This is a genomic window from Nitrosopumilus ureiphilus (assembly GCF_013407185.1).
GTDB classification, from domain to species: domain Archaea; phylum Thermoproteota; class Nitrososphaeria; order Nitrososphaerales; family Nitrosopumilaceae; genus Nitrosopumilus; species Nitrosopumilus ureiphilus.
On the sequence record NZ_CP026995.1, the window covers coordinates 1,725,679 to 1,751,534 of the forward strand.

32 protein-coding genes are annotated in these 25,856 nt (G+C 33.4%); 12 read left to right on the forward strand and 20 right to left on the reverse strand.

Translation table 11 applies throughout. The features are described 5' to 3' along the window. Positions 1 to 598 precede the first annotated feature (598 nt). Positions 599 to 2,044 carry an RtcB family protein gene (locus C5F50_RS10210; protein ID WP_246282036.1) on the reverse strand — a complete coding sequence of 482 codons (1,446 nt, stop codon included), beginning with the start codon at positions 2,042 to 2,044 and terminating at the stop codon, positions 599 to 601. Positions 2,045 to 2,126: 82 nt separating this feature from the next. Next, the gene (locus tag C5F50_RS10215) at positions 2,127 to 2,612 is read right to left on the reverse strand and encodes a hypothetical protein (RefSeq protein ID WP_179371236.1); all 486 of its coding nucleotides are present in this window, start codon (positions 2,610 to 2,612) and stop codon (positions 2,127 to 2,129) included. Positions 2,613 to 2,819: 207 nt separating this feature from the next. Between C5F50_RS10215 and C5F50_RS10220 the strand changes: the two genes are divergently transcribed. From C5F50_RS10220 to C5F50_RS10230, 3 genes are all read left to right on the forward strand, one after another. Beyond that, positions 2,820 to 3,239, forward strand: coding sequence for a secondary thiamine-phosphate synthase enzyme YjbQ (locus C5F50_RS10220; RefSeq protein ID WP_179371237.1), 420 nt, complete (start codon positions 2,820 to 2,822; stop codon positions 3,237 to 3,239). 447 nt (positions 3,240 to 3,686) lie between these two features. Beyond that, complete coding sequence (locus C5F50_RS10225; protein WP_179371238.1) at positions 3,687 to 4,064, forward strand: hypothetical protein; 378 nt, start codon at positions 3,687 to 3,689, stop codon at positions 4,062 to 4,064. Then, positions 4,057 to 4,485, forward strand: coding sequence for a universal stress protein (locus C5F50_RS10230; RefSeq protein WP_179372996.1), 429 nt, complete (start codon positions 4,057 to 4,059; stop codon positions 4,483 to 4,485). The genes C5F50_RS10225 and C5F50_RS10230 overlap by 8 nt, the downstream gene beginning before the upstream one ends. Before the next feature lie 129 nt (positions 4,486 to 4,614). Here C5F50_RS10230 and C5F50_RS10235 read toward each other — a convergent pair whose 3' ends face one another. After that, positions 4,615 to 4,800, reverse strand: coding sequence for a hypothetical protein (locus C5F50_RS10235; RefSeq protein WP_179371239.1), 186 nt, complete (start codon positions 4,798 to 4,800; stop codon positions 4,615 to 4,617). Between the two features lie 55 nt (positions 4,801 to 4,855). On the opposite strand from C5F50_RS10235, the gene C5F50_RS10240 reads away from it, so the two are divergent. Beyond that, positions 4,856 to 4,999: a hypothetical protein gene (locus C5F50_RS10240; RefSeq protein WP_179371240.1), complete on the forward strand. Its 144-nt coding sequence runs from the start codon at positions 4,856 to 4,858 to the stop codon at positions 4,997 to 4,999. A 148-nt stretch (positions 5,000 to 5,147) separates the two neighbouring features. On the opposite strand, the gene C5F50_RS10245 is transcribed toward C5F50_RS10240, so the two are convergent. From C5F50_RS10245 to glnA, 6 genes are all read right to left on the reverse strand, one after another. Continuing rightward, positions 5,148 to 7,385: a beta-propeller domain-containing protein gene (locus tag C5F50_RS10245; protein ID WP_179371241.1), complete on the reverse strand. Its 2,238-nt coding sequence runs from the start codon at positions 7,383 to 7,385 to the stop codon at positions 5,148 to 5,150. 409 nt (positions 7,386 to 7,794) lie between these two features. Then, positions 7,795 to 8,274, reverse strand: coding sequence for a hypothetical protein (locus C5F50_RS10250; protein WP_179371242.1), 480 nt, complete (start codon positions 8,272 to 8,274; stop codon positions 7,795 to 7,797). A 3-nt stretch (positions 8,275 to 8,277) separates the two neighbouring features. Then, a complete protein-coding gene (locus C5F50_RS10255; protein WP_179371243.1) occupies positions 8,278 to 8,796 on the reverse strand; it encodes a hypothetical protein in 519 nt (172 codons plus the stop codon). Between the two features lie 18 nt (positions 8,797 to 8,814). After that, positions 8,815 to 10,242, reverse strand: a complete 1,428-nt coding sequence (locus C5F50_RS10260) for an SIMPL domain-containing protein (RefSeq protein ID WP_179371244.1) — start codon at positions 10,240 to 10,242, stop codon at positions 8,815 to 8,817. A 46-nt stretch (positions 10,243 to 10,288) separates the two neighbouring features. Next, a complete protein-coding gene (locus tag C5F50_RS10265; protein WP_179371245.1) occupies positions 10,289 to 10,486 on the reverse strand; it encodes a hypothetical protein in 198 nt (65 codons plus the stop codon). A 107-nt stretch (positions 10,487 to 10,593) separates the two neighbouring features. Next, entirely contained in the window at positions 10,594 to 12,039 is a 1,446-nt protein-coding gene (gene glnA / locus C5F50_RS10270) for a type I glutamate--ammonia ligase (protein ID WP_179371246.1), read from the reverse strand. Between the two features lie 239 nt (positions 12,040 to 12,278). Between glnA and C5F50_RS10275 the strand changes: the two genes are divergently transcribed. Continuing rightward, entirely contained in the window at positions 12,279 to 12,434 is a 156-nt protein-coding gene (locus C5F50_RS10275) for a hypothetical protein (protein WP_179371247.1), read from the forward strand. 99 nt (positions 12,435 to 12,533) lie between these two features. Continuing rightward, positions 12,534 to 12,698: a hypothetical protein gene (locus tag C5F50_RS10280; RefSeq protein ID WP_246282037.1), complete on the forward strand. Its 165-nt coding sequence runs from the start codon at positions 12,534 to 12,536 to the stop codon at positions 12,696 to 12,698. Between the two features lie 141 nt (positions 12,699 to 12,839). On the opposite strand, the gene C5F50_RS10285 is transcribed toward C5F50_RS10280, so the two are convergent. Next, complete coding sequence (locus tag C5F50_RS10285; RefSeq protein WP_179371248.1) at positions 12,840 to 13,142, reverse strand: hypothetical protein; 303 nt, start codon at positions 13,140 to 13,142, stop codon at positions 12,840 to 12,842. A gap of 651 nt (positions 13,143 to 13,793) precedes the next feature. Here C5F50_RS10285 and C5F50_RS10290 point away from each other — a divergent pair. After that, positions 13,794 to 14,285: a hypothetical protein gene (locus C5F50_RS10290; RefSeq protein WP_179371249.1), complete on the forward strand. Its 492-nt coding sequence runs from the start codon at positions 13,794 to 13,796 to the stop codon at positions 14,283 to 14,285. A gap of 168 nt (positions 14,286 to 14,453) precedes the next feature. On the opposite strand, the gene C5F50_RS10295 is transcribed toward C5F50_RS10290, so the two are convergent. The 3 genes from C5F50_RS10295 to C5F50_RS10305 form a co-directional block, all read right to left on the reverse strand. Beyond that, positions 14,454 to 14,657: a hypothetical protein gene (locus C5F50_RS10295; RefSeq protein WP_179371250.1), complete on the reverse strand. Its 204-nt coding sequence runs from the start codon at positions 14,655 to 14,657 to the stop codon at positions 14,454 to 14,456. After that, positions 14,654 to 15,016: a hypothetical protein gene (locus tag C5F50_RS10300; protein WP_179371251.1), complete on the reverse strand. Its 363-nt coding sequence runs from the start codon at positions 15,014 to 15,016 to the stop codon at positions 14,654 to 14,656. Before C5F50_RS10300 ends, C5F50_RS10295 begins: the two co-directional genes overlap by 4 nt. Before the next feature lie 116 nt (positions 15,017 to 15,132). Beyond that, entirely contained in the window at positions 15,133 to 15,288 is a 156-nt protein-coding gene (locus tag C5F50_RS10305; protein ID WP_179371252.1) for a hypothetical protein, read from the reverse strand. 1,051 nt (positions 15,289 to 16,339) lie between these two features. Here C5F50_RS10305 and C5F50_RS10310 point away from each other — a divergent pair. Continuing rightward, positions 16,340 to 17,140 carry a helix-turn-helix transcriptional regulator gene (locus C5F50_RS10310; protein ID WP_179371253.1) on the forward strand — a complete coding sequence of 267 codons (801 nt, stop codon included), beginning with the start codon at positions 16,340 to 16,342 and terminating at the stop codon, positions 17,138 to 17,140. A gap of 246 nt (positions 17,141 to 17,386) precedes the next feature. Here C5F50_RS10310 and C5F50_RS10315 read toward each other — a convergent pair whose 3' ends face one another. The 3 genes from C5F50_RS10315 to C5F50_RS13315 all read right to left on the reverse strand — a co-directional run bounded on the left by C5F50_RS10315 (position 17,387) and on the right by C5F50_RS13315 (position 21,337). Further along, positions 17,387 to 18,223, reverse strand: coding sequence for a hypothetical protein (locus tag C5F50_RS10315; protein WP_246282038.1), 837 nt, complete (start codon positions 18,221 to 18,223; stop codon positions 17,387 to 17,389). Positions 18,224 to 18,426: 203 nt separating this feature from the next. Then, the gene (locus C5F50_RS10320; protein ID WP_179371254.1) at positions 18,427 to 21,081 is read right to left on the reverse strand and encodes a DEAD/DEAH box helicase; all 2,655 of its coding nucleotides are present in this window, start codon (positions 21,079 to 21,081) and stop codon (positions 18,427 to 18,429) included. Positions 21,082 to 21,208: 127 nt separating this feature from the next. Next, the gene (locus C5F50_RS13315) at positions 21,209 to 21,337 is read right to left on the reverse strand and encodes a hypothetical protein (protein ID WP_280924453.1); all 129 of its coding nucleotides are present in this window, start codon (positions 21,335 to 21,337) and stop codon (positions 21,209 to 21,211) included. 360 nt (positions 21,338 to 21,697) lie between these two features. On the opposite strand from C5F50_RS13315, the gene C5F50_RS10325 reads away from it, so the two are divergent. From C5F50_RS10325 to C5F50_RS10335, 3 genes are all read left to right on the forward strand, one after another. Further along, positions 21,698 to 22,114 carry an ATP-binding protein gene (locus C5F50_RS10325; protein ID WP_246282039.1) on the forward strand — a complete coding sequence of 139 codons (417 nt, stop codon included), beginning with the start codon at positions 21,698 to 21,700 and terminating at the stop codon, positions 22,112 to 22,114. A 345-nt stretch (positions 22,115 to 22,459) separates the two neighbouring features. After that, the gene (locus tag C5F50_RS10330) at positions 22,460 to 22,633 is read left to right on the forward strand and encodes a hypothetical protein (RefSeq protein WP_179371255.1); all 174 of its coding nucleotides are present in this window, start codon (positions 22,460 to 22,462) and stop codon (positions 22,631 to 22,633) included. A 4-nt stretch (positions 22,634 to 22,637) separates the two neighbouring features. Next, entirely contained in the window at positions 22,638 to 23,057 is a 420-nt protein-coding gene (locus C5F50_RS10335; RefSeq protein ID WP_179371256.1) for a hypothetical protein, read from the forward strand. Between the two features lie 57 nt (positions 23,058 to 23,114). On the opposite strand, the gene C5F50_RS10340 is transcribed toward C5F50_RS10335, so the two are convergent. Further along, a complete protein-coding gene (locus C5F50_RS10340) occupies positions 23,115 to 23,381 on the reverse strand; it encodes a hypothetical protein (RefSeq protein ID WP_179371257.1) in 267 nt (88 codons plus the stop codon). Further along, positions 23,378 to 23,509 (reverse strand): hypothetical protein, encoded by a 132-nt coding sequence (locus C5F50_RS13320; protein WP_280924454.1) that lies wholly within the window; start codon positions 23,507 to 23,509, stop codon positions 23,378 to 23,380. The genes C5F50_RS10340 and C5F50_RS13320 overlap by 4 nt, the downstream gene beginning before the upstream one ends. A 423-nt stretch (positions 23,510 to 23,932) precedes the next feature. On the opposite strand from C5F50_RS13320, the gene C5F50_RS10345 reads away from it, so the two are divergent. Further along, positions 23,933 to 24,091: a hypothetical protein gene (locus C5F50_RS10345; RefSeq protein WP_179371258.1), complete on the forward strand. Its 159-nt coding sequence runs from the start codon at positions 23,933 to 23,935 to the stop codon at positions 24,089 to 24,091. A gap of 268 nt (positions 24,092 to 24,359) precedes the next feature. Here C5F50_RS10345 and C5F50_RS10350 read toward each other — a convergent pair whose 3' ends face one another. Then, positions 24,360 to 25,235 carry a transcription initiation factor IIB gene (locus tag C5F50_RS10350; protein ID WP_082051966.1) on the reverse strand — a complete coding sequence of 292 codons (876 nt, stop codon included), beginning with the start codon at positions 25,233 to 25,235 and terminating at the stop codon, positions 24,360 to 24,362. A 113-nt stretch (positions 25,236 to 25,348) separates the two neighbouring features. Beyond that, complete coding sequence (locus tag C5F50_RS10355; RefSeq protein WP_179371259.1) at positions 25,349 to 25,777, reverse strand: hypothetical protein; 429 nt, start codon at positions 25,775 to 25,777, stop codon at positions 25,349 to 25,351. Positions 25,778 to 25,856: the final 79 nt, after the last annotated feature.

Below are 25,856 nucleotides of genomic sequence, written 5' to 3' on the forward strand. Positions count from 1 at the left end.
ATATGGTAATACACAAAATGTCTGTTGTAAAATCAAAAAAATAGAATAAACTGCAAAAACATTGACACTTCAAAATCAAATTATACTTAAATTCCCCGGATACCCTTTCTAAAAACATACAACCATTCAATAATAATTCAAAAACTTTTGAAGACACTAACAAACAGTTGATTGGTTTTTGGGCTTCAATAATAAAACAGACTGCAAAAGAGCCACTACAAAATAGGAAAAAGCAACACATATGCATTAAATATAAAAAAACTACCCATCACATCATGGCAAGATAGGCTCTAAAACGCAAAAAAAGTAAATAGAGTCAGAGGATGAATTTGAATCTAAGATATTTGAATAGTGTTTTATCCATTTAGCCAAAAGATTCATTGCCATGCAATAGTTACAAAATGATGTGAATAATTATGGATGAAGTAGATGATTTAGAAGCTCAAAAATGCCCCAAATGTAATAGATTGATGCTCAAACAAGAAATTGATGAAATTTGGTATTGTGAAAATTGTGATAAACCACACGGCAATTAAATTTCATTTAGTGATTAGAAGACATAATTTTTAGATTCATTTGTAAAGCATGTTTGAAAAAATTATCCTTTGATTACTCCTATCGGCACAAGTTTTGCAACTTTTGTAGCCATTTTAAGATCATGCGATATGTTTGCTATTGTATCTACATCTTTGTAAACTTCCGGGGCTTCTTCTACTACACCGTAGCGTGTCATTGATTTTAATACAATACCCTTTTCTTGAATTTCTTCAAGAATCTGTTTGTAATTATATTGCTTATGGGACTGAGTTCTAGACATCAGTCTTCCAGCTCCGTGTGCAGTAGAGCCAAAACTGAGATTCAATGAATTTTTGTGTCCTAAAAGAATCCAACTTGCACTGCCCATTGAACCGGGAATGAAAATTGGCTGACCAATTTTTTGGTATTTTTTGGGAATGTCTATACTGCCTGCAGGAAATGCTCTTGTTGCTCCTTTTCTATGAACTACAATTGATTTTTCCTTACCATCTATTTTGTGTTTTTCAACTTTTGCAATATTATGAGCCACATCATAAACAAGATTCATCTCCAAATCGGATTCAGATTGGTTCAAAATAGATTCAAAAGACTTTCTTGTGTAATGAGTAATCATCTGCCTGTTACTCCATGCAAAGTTCATCGCGGCATTCATTGCTTGCTTGTATGCAATTCCCTCTTCAGAAGTATTGGGAGCACACGCCAATTGTCTATCAGGCAATTCTATGCCATATTTTTGATGGCTTGCTTCACAAATCTTTAGGTAGTCTGTGCACACTTGATGTCCTAGTCCTCTTGAACCGCAATGAATCAGTATTGTGATCTGGCCGGGAAATATTCCCATGACTTTTGCAGCTTGCTCATCATGAATCTCTTGCACTCTTTGAATCTCTAAGAAATGATTTCCAGAGCCCAAACTCCCAACTTGAGGAGCGCCTCTACTACGGGCCAACTCTGAAACCTTATCAGGGTCAGCATTTACAATATGTCCGTTTTCTTCACAAACATCAAGATCATCTTTTGAGGCATATCCGTTTGTCTCTAACCACTTTACACCTTGTACAAGGACTTCATCTAACTGAGTTGTGTTTAATTTTACACATCCTTCTTTAGGATTCAATCCTGATGGAATTGAATTAAAAAGATGATCAACAAGATCTACTAGTTTTGGCCTGATTTCTTTTTCAGTAAGATTAGTTCTGATCAGTCTCACCCCACAATTGATGTCATATCCTACACTTCCAGGACTAATCACACCTTCATCAATATCCATCCCTGCAACGCCTCCCACTGGAAATCCATAACCTTGATGACCGTCAGGTAAAACTACGACTTGTTTTAGGACTCCAGGCAATGTAGAAACATTAACTGCTTGTTCTATGGTTCTATCTGAAATCATCTTTTGTAGTAAACTTTCATTTGCATAGATTACAACAGGTATCTTCATTCCATATTCTGCATCGGGTTCTATTCTGTATTCTAGATCAGATATTTTTATTGGAGTTTTCAATATTGATTGTTTTTTCATGAACTTTTATAATTTTCATCAGTTCTAGTATTGAAAAATGACTCTTGAAAGGATGATTGTCTTTTTATTTTAACGAATAAGCAAAGCCACTAACAAAAGAGGGACCACGTCTTTTCTTTATCTTGATGTGTTTACCTTTTACATCGACGCTTTGAGATTTGGGTAGAAAACATCCTATCTGTAATCCATCAACTGAGACAAGAATATCACTATCCCTTTGAGTAGTAGGACCCAAAATTCTATATAATTTGGCCTTTTCTCCGTTATACACTGTTTGCCACGTTCCAGATTTTGCAAACCATTCTTGTTCAAATTCCATAGTATCTGAAGGACCAATGTATGTTCCTGAAATCCAAGTATAGGAAGAAGTTTTGATTTTGATTTTTTTCCCCGAAACTGTTCCATCTTTGTAAAATTTAGTCACTTTATCATCGTGATAAACAGTAATGTCTCCAGGGCCTCTTATGTTAAATGATAATGATGTATTTCCTTGGTAAATAGAAGCACATTTGTCTGCTTTTGCAGTCCATCTACCAATTTTAAGTTGCATAACATTTCAAATAATTTTATGAACTTAAGCATATCTGTGATTATCAGAATAAGTTAGAGAAAAAATAGAGATTTTTCAAATCTGATTATTAGTTACAAAAAGAGTTATGACTCAAATTTTACTTTATGAAAATGACTTACAAGTCAAAACTAAAGATAATTTATTCAATAGAAAGAGATTTGAGTTTGTGTTTTAATTTAATAAAAGATGACTGTAATTACAAAATCTATTAAAATACAATCTGAAGGCGAAAATGATATCATTGATCTTACTGACAAGATTTCTGCAAAAATTAAGGAATCACAAATTTCTAGTGGAATTGTAACCGTTTTTGTAACGGGTTCTACTGGGGCGTTAACTACGATTGAATATGAACCTGGTTTGTTGAAAGACTTTCCAGATATGCTATCTAGAATTGCTCCAAATGATCTAAATTATGAACACGAACAAATGTGGCATGATGGAAACGGTCGCTCTCATGTAAAGGCATCATTAATTGGCCCCTCCCTAACAATTCCATTTAATGATGAAAATCTATTGTTGGGAACTTGGCAGCAAATTGTTTTTGTAGAACTAGATACACGAAGAAGAGAACGAAATATAATATTACAAGTTATTGGGAATTAAAGTCTCCTTTCACGAAGGATTATTCTTGATGTTCGTTGGGATGAAAAGTTTGTATGCTTGATTTTTTCCTTTTTCATCATTCATTTTTTGCAGTTTCATACATCATACAAGATGATGAAGTTTGAGCCCACTCATGTCAAAACTTTGGAAAAACATCATGAAATAGCAAAGAAAGAAAATTTGAGTTTGTGTTTTAATTTATTTGAGGAATGCATAATTTCCATTAAACAAGAGTAATTAATATCAAATTATGCCCATTATTGAAATTTTATATCCGCTGCTCATTTTCTCCAGATGACAGTGTTCTAATAATTAATTCGCTCTTCTTTTTCAAGTATTCTTTCCACTTTTTTTCTATATGTAAAACAATACTGTTGCAATTTTCTTTATTATCAAAATTGATACCTTTACAAATCATTATAATTCATCAGTCACAATAGTTTGTAAATGAGAAGTATTGAAGATGTAGGTTCTGATCTGCTACACTTTCATGAAGCAATTCAATATGTTGGAATTTTTAAGAATGATGATAAAACTATTTGTAAATATTTTAAATCAAGAGAAGGAGAACTCGAAGCACAATCCGAAGATCTTGCAGATGGAGCCAAGTCAAGATTATATGCACGTCTTAGCCTCAGTCATAATTTGGGAAAACCGCGGTGTTCTTTTACACAGTATGAAAAAGCAATTCGTTTGACTTTTTATTATGGCGACTATATGATTTTAATGAAGATAAAGCCAATTGAAGATTACAATCGATTAATTAACAAAATAGGAAAAAAGCTAAAGGAGCAAGAACCTTTCATGTATGAAAAAAATGATTAAAACAAAAATTAAAAAAATTCTAGTTCCATTAGATGGTTCAAAAAATTCATTCAGAGGATTAGATCAAGCAATCATTATTGCAAGAAACTGCCATGCAGTCATTACGGGAGTATATGTTACACCGCTTAATCCTCCTGCATCAGTTGAACAAAAATCATACCTCAAGAATTATCTTTTAAAAAATGCAAACAAGTTTTTGAAAAAAGCAAAGATACGTTCAGCACAAAATGGAATTTTGTTTTATGAGAAAATCATGTATGGAGATGAAGGAACAAGAATAGTAAAATTTGCACATGATAAGAATTTTGATCTAATTATTATCGGTTCTAGGGGAATGAGATCTGTTAAAGAAATTTTTCTAGGAAGCACCTCAAATTATGTTCTACATAAATCCAAAATTCCTGTTCTAATAGTAAAATAGATTGCATTAAAAAAGGATGAACAAAAAATGTCCTTGCAAGTGTGGATGTGAACGAAAAATATGGATCAGTACATAATACAATTTTTGTTATAATGTGTTGGTAATTCTACAATCCCAGAAATTTGATTTCTACATGTCACTCAGGGATTGAACATGACTCTTGCTGTTTTCAAATGCCTTTTGCAGTCTTTGTTCAAGGTCTGCTTTTTTCTGTATATCTATTATCCATTGTTCTAGCTGTGCTTTGATGATTTTTTCATCCCATGATAGATTATTTTGTATTTCCTTTGAATAATTATTTAAATTAGTCGCCATCAGTAAGAATCATTCGTACCCCTTCTTAATAGGTCTTACTGAATATCTCTGAATCGTGAAGAAGCAAAAACTCAGTATTGCAATAGATCAAGATCTTCTTGATTGGATTGAAGCCCAGATAAAGACTTCCAGATTTGCAAATTATTCTCATGCCATACAATATTCGGTTAGACAATTAAAAGAAAGTGAAGAAGAGTGACGGTTCAAATCTCAACAGGTTTGAACATATGTAAAGTAGTGAATCAATGTTCAGAATTCCATTTTTCATCCAAAGCTTTTTGGTAAACAGGATCACTGCAAATACATTTTGGGTTTTTAGAGCTGTCGTAATGCATGATGAATTGGTTTTACTCTAAAGGATAATCAAATCTGATGGAGTTTATCTCGTTTTGAATGTCATCCAAAGCATTGATCTTAATTGCACTTGGAGATGCAGTGTATAATGCATCACCAATGTAAAATGTGCGGTAACCTGTTTGGGAATGCACATACTTTGATCCAGAATGTTTAATTTTGCCTTCCAGATCAAACCCGCTTTGAGGATCAAGACCATACACATAGAATCCATTCCAAGTATTCTGTGAATTATTTTCAGATGGCGTATCTGTCTTGTCATAAATAGGAATAGAAAGGATTCCTCTGTTTGTATCCAGGAAAAATGCCTTGTGATCATCAAGTGCTTCTGATCCAGCTGCTCGAGAATTGCCAATAACAACATCGTCTACCACTGATGGTTTTTTTACATCTGAGACATCAAAGAGTGCAATCTTTACGCCACTCTGCTGGATTCCAAAATTATCGGCATCACGTCCAATTCCAACAATATGATTTTCATCAAATGGGTGCAGATAAGTTGAGAATCCCGGAATCTTTAGCTCGCCAAGTATTTTTGGAGTATCAGAAGACAAGTCAATTACAAAAAAAGGATCTATTCTCTCAAATGTGACAAGATACAGTTTTTCACCCATGAACCTTGAAGCAAAGACATTCTCATTTGGTGCAATGCCATCAAGATTTCCAATTGTGTCAAGTTGCTCATCATCCATCACATATACGGCATTGTACCGTGTGGTTAGCCCATTTCCATCGTAGTGGTCATATGTTGTAACAACCCTGAATGAGTCCTTGTATTTATCCATGGAGAACTGGTTTAGCAACCATCCTGGAACTCCTCCCTGCGCTTGATGTTCTATGCTGCCTTCAGATATCCTAATTTTATGGATTGCCGTGTTTTTGAGGTCTTGCTGAACTTTTGAGTCATATATTGCTAGCTGCTCACCAATGTTAGAGAACAGTGTTTTTTTATCGACATATCCTATACTGTCATATGCATTTACCAAAATATCAGTGACAAGAGTATGTTTTTTAGAAGAATCAATCAAGGAATCATTTCTTATTTCATTGATTTTATCCTGAACAGATTTTGATAATAATGGAACCAGAGTATTAAAGAATCTGTCTTTTTTGATTGCCTCATGGTGTGCAGAGCTTATGCTTTTCTTGTATGTTATGTATAATCCATCTTGTGATGTGTAAATTGTGTTTGTAGAACCCATTAGGAATGTTTTAGCATTTACAAAGTTTTCATCAAAAATGTTAATTGCTGTGATTGTGTTAAACTTGTAATCGGATTCATAGTTGTCAAAATAAAACACATCCGGATCAAGTACCACTCCTGATGATCCATGAACTGTGATATACGGCATGACAGGATTGTTATGATGAGCCCTCATGGTAGAGATGAAGTACACATAGTCTCCAATCATTCTTGCATCGTGGAAATCCCCGTCAACTTCATAGTCCTTGAGAATCTTCGGAGAGATTGGATCAGATACGTCAAGGATCATTGCATGTGTTACAATATCTCTTCTTGTTGGATTGTCCAACTCTTCAATTCTTTTCTCAGAGTTTGATGAAGTGTAAAATATCACAAGTCTGTAGCCGTTTAGAAACATGTTGTGCAGTTCTTGCTGTTTTATATCCAACGTTGTTTTTGAGATTATTTTGGCAGTTTCTGCAGGATATGCATCAATGATTCTAAGTGTACGGTCTTGCAAAACATAGATGTACTTACCATCTGTCTTTATGTAATCTGGTTCATCGACTCCAGTAACCTGTACGTTTGTAGAAGAAAAAGCAGGATTGTCTCCACTATAGGCCTCTTCGTCTACACGAGTATCAAAAAAAGGTGTTCCTGATCCGGCAGATGTACTCCAATCACGAGCAAAAGAAGGAGAACTACTCTGCAACTGAGCCCGCATGCCAGAACTAGCAAACATCAGGGAAGAATCAGAATCCCATTCCGTACTTCTGAAATCATCATAATTTACGTAAGAATCCAAGGATCTTATCTTTAGAAGAAATTCTCTTACCTCGTCGTCAGATGAGAATTGTTTGAGTTGCTGCGTTCCCTCAAAAACCTCCAAGGGCATGGCAGTTTCATCAAAGACGGATATGTCTGGGAGCAATCTTTGTTGCTGTGCATCCAAGCTTTGCAGATCTGCATATATTACAGAATAAAGTCCAATGGCACCAATTATTGAAAGTGTTATCAGTGCAGAAAATAATACCAGTTTAACAGACATAAAACCTTCTCAATATCTTCTTTGTTGCAATCAGGATTCTCTGTTGTTTCTAATGTACATATTCATGTAAACTCCAAATCCCAAAATCAGTCCAAACAGGACCACAAATTGTATGTCTTGTGGATTCATGCGTTGGCCAGCAATTAGGCTACCCAACGGCATAAAGAGACCTGAAACACCCACGATTGCAATAAATATTGAAACAAAGTTAACTACGAAAAAAATTTTGTCTTTCATATATTTTCACTGAACATTCACCTAGAATTTGGATAGCTTATTAAGATATTGCAACAAGGTTCTGTCAAATCTACGGTTGACCAGGTATAATTTCTACTAATAACTAACCGTAAATTTTACAGTATCCTCCAAGCATTCCAATAGTAATCATAGTTCTAGTCTTCATTTTCTTTTATCTTCCAAAATTCTCGTTCAATAGCATTGGAGTTCCAGAAATTATTGCTGCTAAAAGATAGATGTAAGGAATTCTACGCCATAATGGAATATTTTTTGTAAACATATAGTTAATTGGAATTGTAATCATTGCCATTATCCAGAAAACCAATACATGAAATCCTTCTGGCGGCACAAATAAACGAGTTTGAAGAAAACCTATTGGGGCAGATATTAGTCCAAGTCCTGCAATAGCAAACGGCAATGCAAATGCAACTCTCATCCCAGCCGCAAAAATACTTGTAAATACATCCGGATCTGGTGATGGGTTTTCTATTTCAAAACTTCTTGTTGTTCCATTACCAAACAGCTCAACCATCTGTATTGGTTTGTCTTTATTATTTTCAAATGTAATACTATATTCAATTACAAGAAAAGAGAGGTTTGCCAAAAGATATCCAACTATAATTAAAACAAGGATTAGTTCTCTAGTTTTCATTTTCTAAACTCCACACGGAGGTCCAGGCCTTATCGGATAATCAATAAAAGAAATACATTCAAAGTTGACATGTGACAGTGCCCACATTCCAGATATCTGCACTGCAATAAAGTAAACAAATACAAATCTTTTCCAAATTGGGAATTTTGAAGTATATTTCATCACAAGAGGAATTGAAATGAAAGATAAAATCCACACTAGAATTCCAACATAATCATATGAAAAATCAGGAACGATAACAAGAAAATATCCCGTCAGAGTAACTGGAAGTGAGTATCTGAAAAATTCATAGACATGATTTTGAACTCCTTCAGATAATCTTTCATGATAATACATCATACTAGTTACTTCCTCTATGCTTCCATCTTCCAGTATTTTACTAGAAGTGATTTTCATGGGTTCTGCAGTATATGCACCCATTATCCCCACAGGAATCATTCCAAAAGCATTCAAAAGAAACAAACCAACAACAAAATAGATAATCTTGCTTTCCCGTGATTGTTTCTGAAATCTAGTCTTCATTTTCTAGAAAAACAAGAGTTAACGCCCGACTTCAAACTCTACATCAACTATTACTGAGATATTCCCATCTCGAATGTTATTCCATTCATCATATGATACAAGCACACCATCGTAACGCATCTGAGGGTTGCGTTGTTGATCAAAATCTTGGTTTATCTTTATGGTTTTGATTCCCTTGACATCCAGATTCATTGGATTTGTAATCTCCATTGCGTTTTTTCTTGCATCATCAAGTGCCTCTTGTGTCAACTCTTGTCTGACGGTATCAATTGATGATTTTGAATATGACATATACATACGTTCAATGCCGCCATATTTTGATAAAATGTTATAGACTCCATCAATATTTTCCATACTAGTTTTCACAGTCCATCTTGAATATGTCTGATAACTGTCATAGGTTTTTTGTTGATAGTAAGATGGATTGATGTTTATTGTACTTCGTGGAATTTCGCCTGACACACCATTTTCTTCTAATAGTGTGGACAATTCATCAAGTGTTTCAGCATATGCAGATAGTGTGTTTTCCATCGTGTCAGGTTTTGTTTCAAATCGTACATTGAGTGTAGCTTCTAGTGTATATCCCAAACTTACATCGGCATCTCCCAAAACAGTTACAGAGCCAGTCATCCATGGATGAACCATGCAAAAGTAAGGATATTTTCCGACGGAGTTAAAATCAAAAGAAAATGTTGTCCCTTCCATAAACAGGCCGCTGTCAAAGATTCCATCAGGTCCATCTTCAGACGTTCCGCTTGTTATTGTGTGCGCTGCCTGATCATCATTTGACCAGATTACTTCGGTCCCAGTATCTACGGTAATATCTGCAGGCAAAAAGCATTCATTGAATTGCTCACATTCCGGCACAGATGTGCCATATGGAACTGAAATTTTGACCGGAGTAGATTCAGTATTTTTTTCTACATCAGGATCCTCTATTGGTACTTGAGATATTCTAATGTCTTCTATTCGCAGTCCAAGATTTGTTATCTCTTGTGTGATGTTCTGATAATTGTTCATATCGACTTTTACTGGAAATGACATGTATGCAATGTACGAATCAGCGGCAGATCCAGAACCACCATAACGGAAATTGTTTCCATCAAAGTTTGTCTGGATATAAGATATTGTTACATCATCATAATCTTTGAGTTCTTGCCGTAGTTCTTCAGATATGTCTTTGACATTTTTGTTGTATTGTTCTACGGCATCTTGAAGATCTGTCGGAGGATTGTTTATTGCAAGTGTCATTACTACGACATCAGGAGGTAAAGCAGTAGAACTCTCACCACTAACTGTGATTGAGGCATATCCTGACTCTTGCTTCATTATTTCAGAGAATTCAAGTGGGTTGCTTAGGGAATAAGATGTAGAGAGGGTAAGAGAAAATACAAGTACAGATACAATTGCAATACTGGCAATCATTAATTTTGAGTTGGGTTTCACTTTCACACTGTATGAAAAATCAAGACTAGATAAATAATCCTATTGATCAGTTCATTTGTTCAGGAGATATGTGCTCGTCCCATTCACATTTTTGTGTATCAAGATGACTAGTGCCATTATCAAAATAATAAGGACCAAAATACCAGTTCTGCACCATAGGATTTGCCTCAAAACAAATGTATGTTACTGCTTCAAGAGAATCAATCCATTTGCAAGAATTACTGTCAATATGATGGATTCTCAATTTCCAATTTGGAAGAGCAGATTTTACAATATTTATTTTCCATGAAAATAATACACAAAAATAATTTAAAAAACTTATGAAAATTAAATTCAGCTAATTAGATTCACCTACGCATCAGCATACATTGAGACTTCCCAAGCTGTAGGGGTTTGTGCAAATGATGTGTATTCTTTGTATTTAATCTCCGTATATGCATCAAGAAAGTCTTTTGTAAAAACTTTCTGTAAGAAATTTGAATCACTTCCCAAAGAATCAAGTGCACCTTTCAGAGAAACAGGTAAAGAGCCAATCTTGTACTCTCGTTTCTTTTCTGTGGATAGTTTGTAAACATTTTCTTCAATAGGATCACCAGGATCAATTTTGTTTTTTATTCCATCTAATCCTGCCAACAATAATGCAGATTCTAAGAGATAGATATTTGCAGTTGGATCAGGTACACGATACTCAATTCTTTTACTTTTTTCTTGATTTCTATTATACATTGGAACTCTTATTGCAGCAGATCTGTTTCCTAATCCCCAGCAAACATTTACTGGCGCTTCAAAACCTGGAACAAGTCGTTTGTAAGAATTTGTAGTGGGATTTGTGATTGCACATAAAGCTGATGCATGATTCAAAATTCCACCAACATAATATCTTCCAATTTGACTCATCTGGGCCTGCTCATCATCTTTTTCATACATTACATTCGTTTTTTCATTCCATAAGCTTTGGTGAGTATGCATAGCTGATGCATTATCGCCAAAAATGGGTTTTGGCATAAAAGTTGCAACTTTATTTTTTCGTTTAGCTTTGACTTTTACCAAATTTTTAACTGCAATTACATTATCTGCCATTGTAATCATTTCATCATATACTAAATTGATTTCACATTGACCAGAAGTTGCAACCTCATGGTGTTCTGCCTCTATTTTTATTCCAAAATAATTATACAGATCATCACAAACATCCTTTCGAAATCCTTCAAGAGTATCCTTAGGTTGTGATGGATAATATCCTTCTTTGAGGTCTATGGCAGTACTTACATTTCCTTTAGCCCAGGGGGATTCTTTAGATTCTATTGAATATCCTGAGCCCCCATACGAATGGGTTGCAGCATATGGAGAGGGGTAAACATTGATGGTATCAAATACAAAAAATTCTATTTCAGGACCCCAATTAGTATGAGTTAATCCAAATTCTGTTAGTTTTTGTGATGCCTTGTGTGCGATACCTCTAGAATCTCGATTAAATCTGGATTCTTTGTTAGTACTGCCATCATACAAATCACAGAATATTCTGGCATTTTTCCTATTACCTGGATCATAATCATTTGGAAGAATTTTAAACGAAGTTGGGTCAGGTAACAAAATCATGTCTGAATGATTAACGGATTTGAATCCTACAATCGAACTCGCATCTAGTTTTTCAAGACCATTAACAAAACTATCTTTATCAATTGCATAGCTTGGCATACCCACATTATGAAGTTCGCCAAAAATATCTACAAACCAAAAATCAATAAATGATATATTTTCATTTTGTATAGTTTGTAACACTTGTTCTGCATTCAATGAACATTCCTAGTAAATCAGTTTACTAATGTTGCTTTGTAAGCCAGAGTTGTCAAGTTAGTCAGGTTAATTCAGAATGTGTGTATTTTTTTATTTAGAAAAAACACACTTGCAAAAATTTTATGACTGGTAAATATTGAATTGTTCAAATGAACTTCAAATCATATGTGTTTCATAGAGTGGTTTTAAATAATCATGATTAAAAAATATTATAAACGATGATTACCTAGATACATGTTATGATGACGGAACCACCAAAACCATCATCTGGAGATGAAATTTGTTCCATGTGTAGGCGTCCAAAAAGCAAACACACCAATGAAGAAATGCTTGCATGTTCAAAAAAATTACAAGAATTTAAGAAAAATCCTACTGGCGGAGCAGGCATAGAATAACAATTACATCTTGAAAAAAATTTATCCTTTAACAATTTTTTTTGTTAATAATATATTTCAAATAAAAAAATTATTGAATTATGTTGACGCAAACTGAATATGATAAAAAAGATGAGTGATTATTATGAAAACCTACAAAAAAAATATAAAAAATTATTTGCAGAATATGAACAGATAAAGTCAGATGGCTCAAAAAATGAATTATTGCAAGAACAAGTAAAAAACTCACTGAAAAAAATAAGGGAATTCAAGATGCTCCTCTAAACTACCTTTGATATTTTTCATGCAATTCCCTTTAAAATTGGATAAAACATACGAGTAATTTTGTGGAATTATTCACACGGTTTAAGATACCTTTAGAAATTCAATAAAAAATGACAATTCTATGCCTAAAATAGAGACAAATTATAATATTTCACACGTTCCGCCAGATTTCTTCCAACTTTTTCCACCTTGACTTTTACAATGTGTTTTAGTTACTTTCTTAGAAAGAACACCTTTGCAATTTTTTTCTAGGTAACAAGTTCCTAGATGTTTTTTAGGACTAATTTTTTTACGTATGATTGGTTTTTTGGAAGTTAGCGTTGTTTTAATTCTACCCAATGAAAGTGAGGGAGATTTCTTAATAACACGTTTACGTTTTGAAATCAATGGTTTTTTTATTTTAGGAATCTTTGGTTTTCTAATTACAGGTTTACGTATTGACATAAATTAATACAGTCAATTCACTATTAAACTGATTCTAAATGAAGTAAAATTGCTCGTGTCCTTCACTTGTTAGACATTGGACAAGTAATATAATAATAAATGTAGTTACGAGCAAATCACAACATATTTTTTAAGAGTTATCCTCAATGATCTGCTCAGGGCTATTAAATCCACAGTGTAAAGAAAAAATTTGGTTAAAAAATACAAAGATTATATGCATTAACAAGCAATATAAAATAATGAAGACGTGGAGGGAAACAAAAATCGGTGAGGGTATAAAGAGACCAAAATCTAAAGAGATGTTAGGATTGAATAATAAAGAAAATCTAAGTAAAAAAAATTAAAAAACAAAAAGAAAAACAAAGGAAATTATAAAAAATTCTCAAAGACGAGATAAAGAAAGCAGATCAATTTCGAATATCAATAGATGGTTTACAGAATCTTTCGGATTCATCCATTAGTTCAATTCAAATCAAAAGAGAACAAGCACTAAATAAAACAAAAAAAACAATAAATGAAATTTTAGAAAATACCAAATTATTAAAAAAGACAGAAGATGAATTTCGAAAAATAGCATAATTGTAAAATTTTTGTTATTGATTCATTTTTTTTCATCAAATATGGAAAATAACTAAGGAGGATGAAATCAACATGGGTTTAGAGTCACACATACAACATACAAACAAAGCTATTCACAATGCAAAAGCAGTCAAAGAAACATCGAGAAAAATTTTGGGAGTTAAATCAAATATTCAGCCTGACGATATTAAAGAGCTGAGTCAAATCATGCAGAATGTCATAGACAGTACAGACAAAGCAATCAGAGAAGTCAAACTTGCTGGATCAAGAGCAAAATCAAGGCTCATCGCAGTAAAAAAGGCGAAAAAAATCATCGTAGACCATACCAAAAATGCAAAATATGCAGCCATAGAATCTAGAAAAACAGCAGATGCTGCACTTGAAACATCAAAGAAAATGAAAAATTCAGAGATGCAGAAAAAATATCAAAAAACATACGACACTCAAATTGCAGGATCAATTCATGCTGCCAAGGTTGCTGAAAAAGAAACAGAAAAAGCACTAAGGGCATTAAAAAATGCTAGAAATGTTGCAAGAGGGGCATTAAAAGAAATACAGGTTTAAGATCTAAAAAATGAATTTGATGGAAAGTTTGGAGTTATTTCTCAAATTGGACTTGCAAAAACAATCATAGATATCGATAAATCAGATATGCAGATGTTCATTCCAAATAAAAAATTTAATGAAGTAACAATTTTGGGCAAATCAAAAATTCATGAATCCATTGAAAATTCATGAAGTTTGAACTATCATTGATTTTTTCAAAGGAGGGTTATTCTGAAAATAACTTGCAGTATAGAGTATGTCATCTCCTTCAGGCATTGGATTTGCACATTTTCCGCAAAGTGGCAGTATTACTTTTGCATCATACTCAATCTCCCCAATAACAGATTTACAACTACTACAAATCACAGATTTTGTATCATAAAGATTCATTTTGTCATTACCTCAATAGGCATGTGTATCAAAATACTGCTTCCGTGTTTTGCATCAACTGATGTTTCATAGTTTTTACACGAATTTGCTAACTGTAATTTATCATATTTTACAACTTTAGAGCCAAGATCAGATGTAATCGTAAATGTTGGAGTTTGTACATGTTCTTGTCCAATGCATGTTTTGAATTGGATGTAATAGATAGATTCTGATGTTTTTGCCAAATATTGTACCTTTATTGAATTAACATTAGGATTTTTTGGAGCATCACCGTAAGCAGTTGTAGAAAATAGAGACACAACCAATACGGTCACTAAAAGCAATCCAAATCTTTTATTTTCTGAGTCTGATTTTTTCATATTGATTCCTTTTTTGGTGAAACGTAAGGAGGCAACTATCAGGATTCGAGGGGATCCAAGAGATATGTCAAACCTCTTACGTTTTCGCCAAGTACATTAGACAGATGAATTATATCTTAATATCCATCAAGTTGTGGCATGCCATTTTTTAATTCAAAATCTTGTTCTTTGAGATCATTTCGGATCTCTTCTTTGATTTGATCAAGTTCTGTTTTTAGAACTTCTAAGATGTTATTGCAGCAAGGACACCAAACACCAGACATAGTACCCACCCATGGGTTACACTTCGGATATCTTTTCTGACCTAGTTCGTACCTTTTCCCCACTTGTGGGTTTTGCGCTTGGAATTCTTTGCATTTTTTCACACATAATGGACATGATCCTGAATTTCGAGACAACTAGGCCGCCTCTGATATTGGCAGTTTGTAATTAATGTCAACTAGTCCACATATTGAATGAATTTGTTCGTCGGATTCAAAATGACAATTTTTACAATCAAATTTTATGGGTTTTGTACAAATTGAGCATTTTTGTTTGATTTCCAAAACAGTACCACATTTTCTACAACAATCAATTCTCATTTTATGTTTCTCCTATAACACCGCTGACAAAATAATTACAGAAATTACAGCAAAGGCATAGAAACCAATGAATGCCTTTTTGTTACGTGGCGGCATTAATTGTGATTTTTGTTTATTTTGAATCATTGTAATGTCTCCTTTGTAAAAACAGCGAGAACCCCGTGAAAAAATTCACAGGTCTTTACTGGTCTAGAGCAATATAGTTCTCGCATGGTATTCATATGTAATTTTTAACAATATACCTTGGTCAGCTATTCAGCTTACTGGTAATCTTGAGAATTTACCAGACTCTATGAAGAACTAACACTATACTATAATCATGAAAACACAGCAAATCTCAAACTGGGATAAAATGGTTCATGCCCCTTTCAAAAAGGTCGTAAAATTCGATCTTCTCTGCATGGGTATCGGCGCAGTAATTGGAATGGGTGTAGGAGCCTATCTTGTCGCTAGCGGTTTAATCGGCTAGCAACAACTTCTTTTTTATAATAACTAGCCATGATTGATAATATGCAATTTTAAACAGTAGAGCCATCACACCATCAAAGAAAGGTCATAGACGGGTTTGGAAAGAAGCAAATAAGGATGACATAGATGGGTCAATCTTGAAGAAAAGGAATTAGAAAACCTTGTGGAAATTTTTTAAAAAGAATCTACGGGAAAAGTAGAACTAAAAGAACTTATCAAAGTAATCGAATGATCTTCTGTAATGACTTTTATCCAGTATTGAGTAGTGCTATTAATGACAGATCTGTTTGATGAGACTGCAAACTATGTGTTGGATTTAGCCAGTCCGCAAAGGATGCAAATTTTATTCAAGTTGTTAGAAAAAAATTCCACTCCTACAGCTTTAGCAAAAGAAATTGATGCGACAAAACAGGAAGTCCATCGAAATTTCATTAGATTAGAGGAACGTGGATTAATTGAAAAGAAAACAGACGGCAAGTACACACTAACAACATTTGGTAAAATTGTATGCACGCAGGTACCATCTCTTGTGTTCATTTCACAAAATAGGAAATATTTTGAAGAGCATGATTTTGGTGAAGTTCCACATAAATTCCAAATGCGTTGCGGTCAACTTGCTAATGGTCAATACATCAAGGGTATCTCAAAAGTACTTGAACAGTGGAAGAATATTTACAAAAATTCAAATGAATACATCTATGAGGTATTATCAGAAGTTCCTCTTGATTTGATAGAGCCGTTGGTAAAGCAGGTCAAAAAAGGGGTAAAATTCAATTACATATTTTCAGAATCAGCAGTAGTTCCAAAAGGACGAAAAGCGCTACTAAAAAAACTTGGCTTTAACAAATTAATTGAAAAAGGACTAATTGAAAGAAAGATGGAAAAAAATGTTCAAACAGTAGTAATTCTAAATGAAAAAGAGGCTTGCATAATGTTTCCTACACTTGATGGGGAATCAGATCTTACTGAAATGTTTTATTCAGACGACTTGATGTTCCACGAATGGTGTCTTGATTATTTCAGGTATTGCTGGTATGGTTCGGATGTTTTTAGAGAAAGTAAACTAAAAGAATAATTTGTTTATGTTTTTATTTTGTTGTTATTAAGAAATTCTATGCATGGAACTAGTTGTGATAATTGCTTTACAGGCTATCGTCCAGGCCAGTTGATATCTTGTGAGCAATGTGGTTCAGAATTTTGTGATAGCTGTATAAAAAATCACAAACATTGATCCCATCAAAGAAAGGATTCGTAAAGGACATGACTCCCTATGGAGGATGAAAATAGACGTGGGTAGTAGTGAAGAATAAAAGAACAATGATCATTTGAGTTCTTGAATATTTTTGACTATTTCATTCATCTCAAATACCATTTTCTTCTGTTCTATGACATTTTTTGATTTCAAGAATTCATTTTGTAGTTCAGAAAGAGATTCTCTTAGCTCAGCTATTTTTGTAGGTTTTTGTTCAAGAAAGATTCGCTTTAGAGGAACTGATTTCTCTGAATCAATTTGTACTTTAGAGATTTTTGCAGTACAGCCATAACATGGTGATTCAAGATCATTTTCGTATCTAGGTAGTTTGCCATTAACGTCAAAATATGACTGAATATCATTTTGTGCAAGGTTGTGTTTTATGTTGAGTTCTTGAACAATGTTTTGCATTTCAATTTTTGGCATCTTTGCAAATTCTACATACTTTTTCATGGCATCAAAATATGTACCCCCTTGACTAAGAACTGAATCTCTTGCATCTTTTGCTAGAGATATTTTTGCTTGAAGATAGTCAAATTGATCCCAGAATATATCATGATTTGGTGTATTCAGTTGTGAGACATATTTTGTAAATGCATTTCTAGGAGTAAAGTCTTCATAATTTTTTTCCATCCTTTGAAGTTCTTTTTTTAGAGATTCTTGAGCCGCAGTTCGTTGTTCATCGATTAATTTTTGCTGTGCATCAAGCGTATTTTTAGTCTCTTGTGATTTGAGATACTGTTTTTTTGAGAATTCTATTTTTTCGAGTATGTCTTGGAATATAGGATTGTTTTGTATATCATTGCCTTCAATTTTTTTAAAATCAGATTGTGCAAATACATTAGGAGTAAATGCAGACAATACCATTACAGCAGCAATAATTGAGGCAAACAGTAGTTTCATCATTGAGCAGAATAATAAAAAATTGCTTAAGAGTAATTCGTAGAAATTATTAGAATCAGTCATACTGATAGTTTTAATATTACCTCAAAATTTGGGGTAAAACTGAACCCAGATTTGAGCAAATAAAGAAAAATGATTCTAAAATAAAAATCACATAATTAGATCAATCAAAGCATCAGCATAAGGGAAATGGAATGTTTTGAAAATTAAATAGGCTTAGAAAAAATAGAAAAAAAGTCGCGTGCATCATTTTTTGATAGATCTTTGTTTTTTGTAACACAATAATTTGTAGTAAAGGTACATTTTGGGCATCCACCCCATTTCTCACCTTGTTTGATTAATTTTTTTTGTTTAGGGTCTACGGGACAATCACAATCATGAAGCAGTGAATAGCAAGTATTGAGAATTTTTTCAAAATCATCATAAATTATTTTGCTGCACCCATTGAACCCATCTGAGGAATTATCATAAAGATAGATTACTCCGTTTTCATAATATGCATCAATATCATTTGATTCAGATTTTGTGATAATTTTTGCAGCATTGATAAATACATGTGTAATAGTATGGATTTTAGAATCTGCTGCAATCTGGCTTTTTGATTCAGAGTCTGATTTTAAAATAAACTCTGAAGGAATAGTGATACTTATTGAAGAATGTTTTGATTTCCAATTAAAATTTCTCCAAGATGGAATACTGGCCCCATTGTGAGTTTCAAAGTTTTCTGATGACTCGTTATAGTTTCCTTTAACATACCCTGTAATGGTTCTACTCAGCTCAATGATACCATAACGCAAGGCAAGTTTTTTAGATTTTACAGTAATTTCTCGATGTATTGCATTTCTTTCAGATGTCTGAAGAATGCAAGTCCTAACAATTGGGATTGTTCTTTTTTGTTTTTCATATGATCTCTTCAGATATGCTCTTGCACCATTTTGTGATTTTATTAGAGAGGTGACCTCATAGTTTTGTTTGTTAAAGTGATAAATCGCATTTTGATGCAGTTGATAATATCCTACAGGCACACCACGAGTTCCAATTTTTTGAGAATTGTAGTATATTGCAATCTCCCCTGATGTTCCTCGTAAATTGATACTATTTGCAAAATCAAAAAATTGTGATTTATCAGATTCAATTGCAGCCTCGTTTTCAATTTCAATTGACTCTGTGTGCTTGTCAGAAATTATTGGGTTTTTCTTGTTTATTGGGATGACATGGTCTTGTGATAGATAATCATCAATATGACGAGCAAAGTAATGGCATGCAGCATCATCAGGATCAAACACGCAAATAGCATAGGATTTTTGTCCCATGCGACCAGCACGCCCAATTCTTTGCACAAAAGAGTCATACTCATTTTTGAATGCAGAGATTACCACATCCACATGACCAATATCTATTCCAAGCTCCAATGTAGGTGTACAAGATAATGCATCTAATTCTCCTGCTTTCATCTGAGACTCGTATAGTTTCCTGTTATTTTGATCAAGACCACCTCGATGAATCTGAATTCTAATACCATCATTTGCATCCTCCATATTTGATGCAAGAAATTCTGAATCATTATGGGAATTACTAAAGATTAACTGTGTGGATTTATTTCTGTAGCAAATTGATGCTAGCATCTCCATAGTAGCACGCTGCCCATATTTTCTTGGCATTATGAAAAACATGTGCATGTTGTGTTTTCGTCGAACATTACTTTTGATGTATGAAAATGATTCTTGAGGTAAATCAAACATGTCTGAAAAGAATTCTTTAGAATTATCCAGAGTAGCTGAAGAACCAATGAATTGAATTTCTCCCATGTATCGCTTCATTCGATTTAATACATGATAGACATTTGAACCATGAAAGCTAGTGTAAGAATGGGCCTCATCCATAACAATTATTTTGGCATTTTTGAATAATTCATTCCATTTTTTGTCTTGTAGTATCAGATGGTAATTGATAAAATCAAAGTTTGTTGCAATGATGAGTGATTTTTTGCTAGCATCTGAAATTATCATGTCTTTGTATTCAGAACTCTGACCACCATGAATTGAATATACAGCAACTTTACTTTTCAACCCACATCTATCAATTAGCTGCGATATCTTGGATACTTGATCATCAATTAGTGCATTAAGCGGATACACAAAAAGTGCAAATACCCCTGGCTGTTCTTCCTGAGAGATCTTTTGCAATATCGGAATACAAAATGCCTCAGTCTTTCCAGACCCAGTTGGTGCGGAAATTATTGAATTATTTCCCTTTAGAATTGAGCGAATTGACTCTTCTTGAAATGGGAGTAATCCTGAGAATCCATATTTTTCAATTCCTTTTAGAATATTTTCCGATAAAACATCTTTTAGGCTAGGAACTGGAATCTTTTCAGGTTCTGGTGCGAGCATATTCTCATAGTGTATAATTCCTAAGGACTCTTCTTTGTGACCTTGAACTAGCTCATGAATTATCTCGTCATCATCAACTAGAGATTTTGGGATTTTATTAATATCAAATAAAATTTCTGCAGGTAAAGGAATTTTTGGTTCAGGTTTATTCTCTTTTTGTTTGGCGTATTTTTTTATTTCATCAGGATAGTATGGTTCAGATTCTGTAGGACCATTACATCTATGGGGCTCATCTGTTCGTGAATCAATAGGAATGAATTTTCCACTATCTGATTTGAATTCATCATCCCAATAGATTTGAGCACCGCATCCTTTGGAGCAGGTTTTTGTGTTTCCAGAATAATTTATCCCATAAGTTGGTTTTCTTGAAATTACTTTTTCAGGATTGCATTTTGGACAAATCCATGGACCGCCAACATCTTCAAAATTTTGTGAGAGTTTAGTATCACAATTTGAACAAAATTTCATGAATATGTTTTTGAATAATTTACCATTAATGAATATATGATTAATTTGTTGTTTACATCAGATCAATTTTCATTTAAGAATTTTGTGATAAATTGTAACTACGGATTTTTAAAAAACAGTTTAAGATTTATTGTGATTTGGCATCTAATTTAACAACATCACCTAATAAGATCTTGTCAATTAATGCAACTAGTTTATTGGTATCAAATGGTTTTTGAATTATAGCAGATGGATTTGATTCAAGCAGTCTTGTCACATTCATGATCTGGACTATCTGTCAATATTATCACTTTAGCATCAGAATCAACATTATGAATACTTGAGTCCATCAAATTCAGGTATCCAATAATCCATCATAACAATGTCAGGTGAATGTTTTTGATACAATTCAACTGTTCCTAATCCATTATACCCTAATACCAAAACCGCAATGGATCAAAGACTATGAGGTCTGACATTTATTTCTGCAGTCTCTTAGTCATCATAGATTATCATTACTGTAGGCATGATGTTTACCAAATTCATGATGAGATTAAGAAATTAAGTTGATTCAAATAAACAAACAGGGTTTTAATTCAAAATCAGTTTTTAAAGTACGATTTATATCAAAAATGATGTGTCACAAGTAGAGTATGTCCTAATGATCGGCGTGGCATTAAGTGGCAAAACTACGTACATTAAATCAAATTTGGAACACAAGCGAATTTCTTTGTCATTTTTTGACAATAATAGAAAAAAGGAACTAGAATACATAGAAAATTGTCTTGCTCAAGGAAGAAACATCGTAATAGATGATACAAACCTTACAGAAGCCATACGAAAAAAACACATAGATCTTGCAAAAAAATACAATGCAAAAGTAAGAGGAATTTTCATGAATACATCCAGAGCACTACTTGAAAAAAGACAAGGGAGTAGACGGGATCCATTTCCTCTACCTGTAATTTACAAGCAAATCAACGAACTGGAGACACCAGTTCTTGGAGAGGGATTTGACGAGTTAATTGTAAAAAAGGATTACGAACAATCATAGCAATTTGATTAAAATATGTACAGTCTTTGTCAATGAATATTCAGATTTGGAATTAACTAGCTTTTTTAACAAAGAATTCTATGATAAAAGAAATCTTTGGTTTTATTTGGGATTTAGTCACAGGTAACTAATTAGAGGTTTTTTTCATTTTTTATTCAATAATTCATGAAACTTTAGGTAAAAAAAGAATTAGTTCATTGATGTTTTGAAAAAACTAGTTTAATGATTTTAAGGTAGAGTTTCAAACGAATGGTTGCATTACACATGAGTTGACTTTGAACTATACGAAATCAAAACTCCCCATGTTTAATAATTTCAAAACAATAGTATATCATGAGTCAAATCATGCAAATTGCAAAGGAAAAAACCCCAAGCAATGTACTCATACTGGAAAATGGCGATGTCAAAAACACACCGGCATCCAGTTCAGTATACATTGGTTCAGACATGATGGGACTATCATGGATGATTTTAGATTATCCTGAATCATACTTAGATAATAACAAGAGGAGGTGTTAAATTATTGAACAATCCAAATACAGAAAAACCAATTGATTTCTATGGAATGTGGAAAGGATATACAGACAGTATATACACATATGTTGAAAAGGCCATCCCACAATATCATCAATCAATCACAAATCTGGCCCAGGAATATATTGAAGCATGGAAAAATATCTCATGTTCTTCAATTGATATCCAGAGAAGCTTTGCGACAAAGAAAGGCATAAGTCCAAATCTTTCAGATGCGACATTGAAAATTGCACATGATATAGAACATCAATCAAAGAAAATAATTGATGTTCAAAATAAGGTTGCAATTGCCTCAATTGATGCTACAAAGCAAACATTGAGTACAATGAATACAAATTCCAATGAATTTGCAGCACTTAACAGAAACATCATAGAAATATGGCCATCTTTGAATCCATCTAGATCATAATTTTTTTCTTTTTTTATTAGATTAGAGAAATTCTAAATGGGATTTTTTTAAAAAAAATCAGACAAGAATCTGTTTTTCAAGTTTGTCCAAGGCCCAGTTAACTAAAGTACTTTTTTGATGATCCCATCTATAATGTGAAGAAGCATGTTTTTTGTTCACATATAGTTCAAGATAAGAACAGAATTCACAGGATTCTGATGTATCAGTAAGGTATTCAATTATTTCTTCCCTATGGCCAGAAAGAGGGATCAACCAAGATGTTCTATTTGCCGTAATCTGTTTTCCATTATCACAGTAAGGACACTTGCTTGCAATGTAAGTCATTTTAGTCTGTGAACTACCACCCAACAAGTTGGGTGACCTCTTCCTGCTTCATCGAGCCTCAAAGTTACTTTCGCAGACATTTGTGGTTGTGGCTCTCGCATCCCTTGGTCGGGGACTGCTGTTCTCACAGCTCAGGCGTTTGTATTTTGATGGTTCCCGCAGTTCCTGCGGTACCACATGTCATTATACAATGTATGGCTTTATTCATATTTGAGAATGTGGTTAGTTTGCGATTCATCCACCGTACAAGTACGGTGATCTTCTCGCCATGTGATTATAAATTGAAGATTTGAAAATAATAAACAAAGAGATAGTTGATAATATTCTGAGCATAATCAATTCATATTTAGTTTAATCATACATTTGAGATCAGTTATCTTAGAAGGTGAAAACAGCATGATTGAAACATTACCATCTTTTCTACATAATCTAGAATTTAGAATAAATAATACAATTAGGATTATCAAGAAAAAAATTCATAATTTAAAAAAATTCCAAAGATTCAACGCAGGAATTCTTAAGACATACAAATAATCAATATGTCCAGAACAATGAAAGTAGAAATAGTACAGTCTGAAACAAAATCCGAACTTGACAGTCTGGTTAATTCATGTATTCAAGATCGAAATGTTGAAGACATAAAATTGACAGCTGTTGTATTGTCAGATAACAAAGTCCAATATACAGCACTAATAATGCTAAAAAGTTAGAAATGTTTGCACAAATTTTTGTGCAAAATTCTATTTTTTATTAATTTTTGACAAAATTTTTTAAATGACTCAAAATGTTTATGAGATATTTTTTTCATCAATACCACAATTGATGCATCGTCTTGTGTCTAGAATTAAGAAATATGCAAAATTATGAATAAATCCTTTCTTACAATCCATAAAACAATAACAATCAGTACAGGGATTAAGTATCGTGTGAAAATTAGTATCGATCCAGAGTTGATTTTTTTATTTTTTTCAAAAATAATTATGAGTGACTAGCCTTCAATCCCTTGTATCGATTTCTTATGGTAACTTCTGTTACACCAGCAGCTTCGGCAATATCTCTTTGAGTTACAGATGCGCCATTATGTACACATGACAGATATAATGCAGATGCTGCAAGACCCATTGGATCTTTTCCAGCTGATTCTTCACGTTCTTGGGCCTCTTTGAGTACCTTAATTGCAAATCGTTTTGTTTTTTCTGTAATATCGAGTTTGCTTGAAATTCTTGCAATGCATTGAACTGAATCGACAACGGGCATTTTTAGTTCTAATTCATAATGTAATAATCTATAACATCTTGCAATATCTTTTCGTTTTACATTTGCAGCATCTGCAACATCTTTTAGTGTTCTAGGTGTTGCAGTATCTCGACATGCAGCATAAAGAGATGCAGCAATCATTGCAGAAATAGATCTGCCACGGACAAGTTTTTTCTCCAATGCCTTTCGGTAAATGTAAGCTGCTTTTTCAAGAACATTTGCAGAAATTGCAATCTTGTCTTTTAATCTAGTTAATTCGCCAAGAGCTTGCCTCAAGTTTCTATCAACAGGTTCGTGAACTTGACTTCTGTTATCCCAAGTTCTAAGACGCTCAATTGTACTCTTCATCGATGTAGAAAGTGGTTTTCCTGAAGCGTCCTTGTTCAAGGGATTGATAACAGTGGATAGCCCCATATCATGCATTAGAAGTGATGATGGAGCACCAGTTCTTGCAGGATCTGCACCTCCATCTTTTTGAAACGATCTCCATTCAGGACCTGATTCTTGGGTTTTTTCAGAGACAACATATCCACATTTTGAGCAAAATTGTTCACCGGTAGTATCATCAGTTAGCATAGAATTTTTCCCACATCTCATACAACTAGAATTTTGATTTGAACTTACCAAACAAATTCACCTATTTTTCCACCAATGTGAATCATGTAGAATTACCACTACTCGCTAATTTAAACCGAGTATGACGCATATTTCTAAGAATAGTATTCCTTAAACCCCTTATCTGTGGGGAGTAATTCAGTTTTGAGACCAAATAATCCTTGTTTTTGATGTACTTTTAGCATTCCATTATTTTCTAGATCTTCCAGAATTGATTCAAGCTCTTGATTATCAAGTCCAGTGTTTTTTTGAATATTTTCAAAGTATTTTGTTCCTCTGTTTAACTCTCCTAAAACTAACATTGATTTTGTTTGAGGTTTTAAGGGATCAATTTCAGGTTTTGAAGATTTCATTGAAGGATTTTGGGAAAAATTGTCAAAACCTGGAGGATATTGTCTTTCTTTGATTGTTTGAGAGGGATTAAACCTAATTCCTCTTTTAGCCAATAATCGAGGAATAATTCTTGATAGTGGAATTGCTAAGAAAATTATCAGATAAATCCATGAAAAATTAGGTTCTGCCATTAATTGCGATAGGATTAGATGTCTTAAATTTGTTGAGTGACTAAAATCCTAGTGTCAAAACATATTTTGAATATGATTG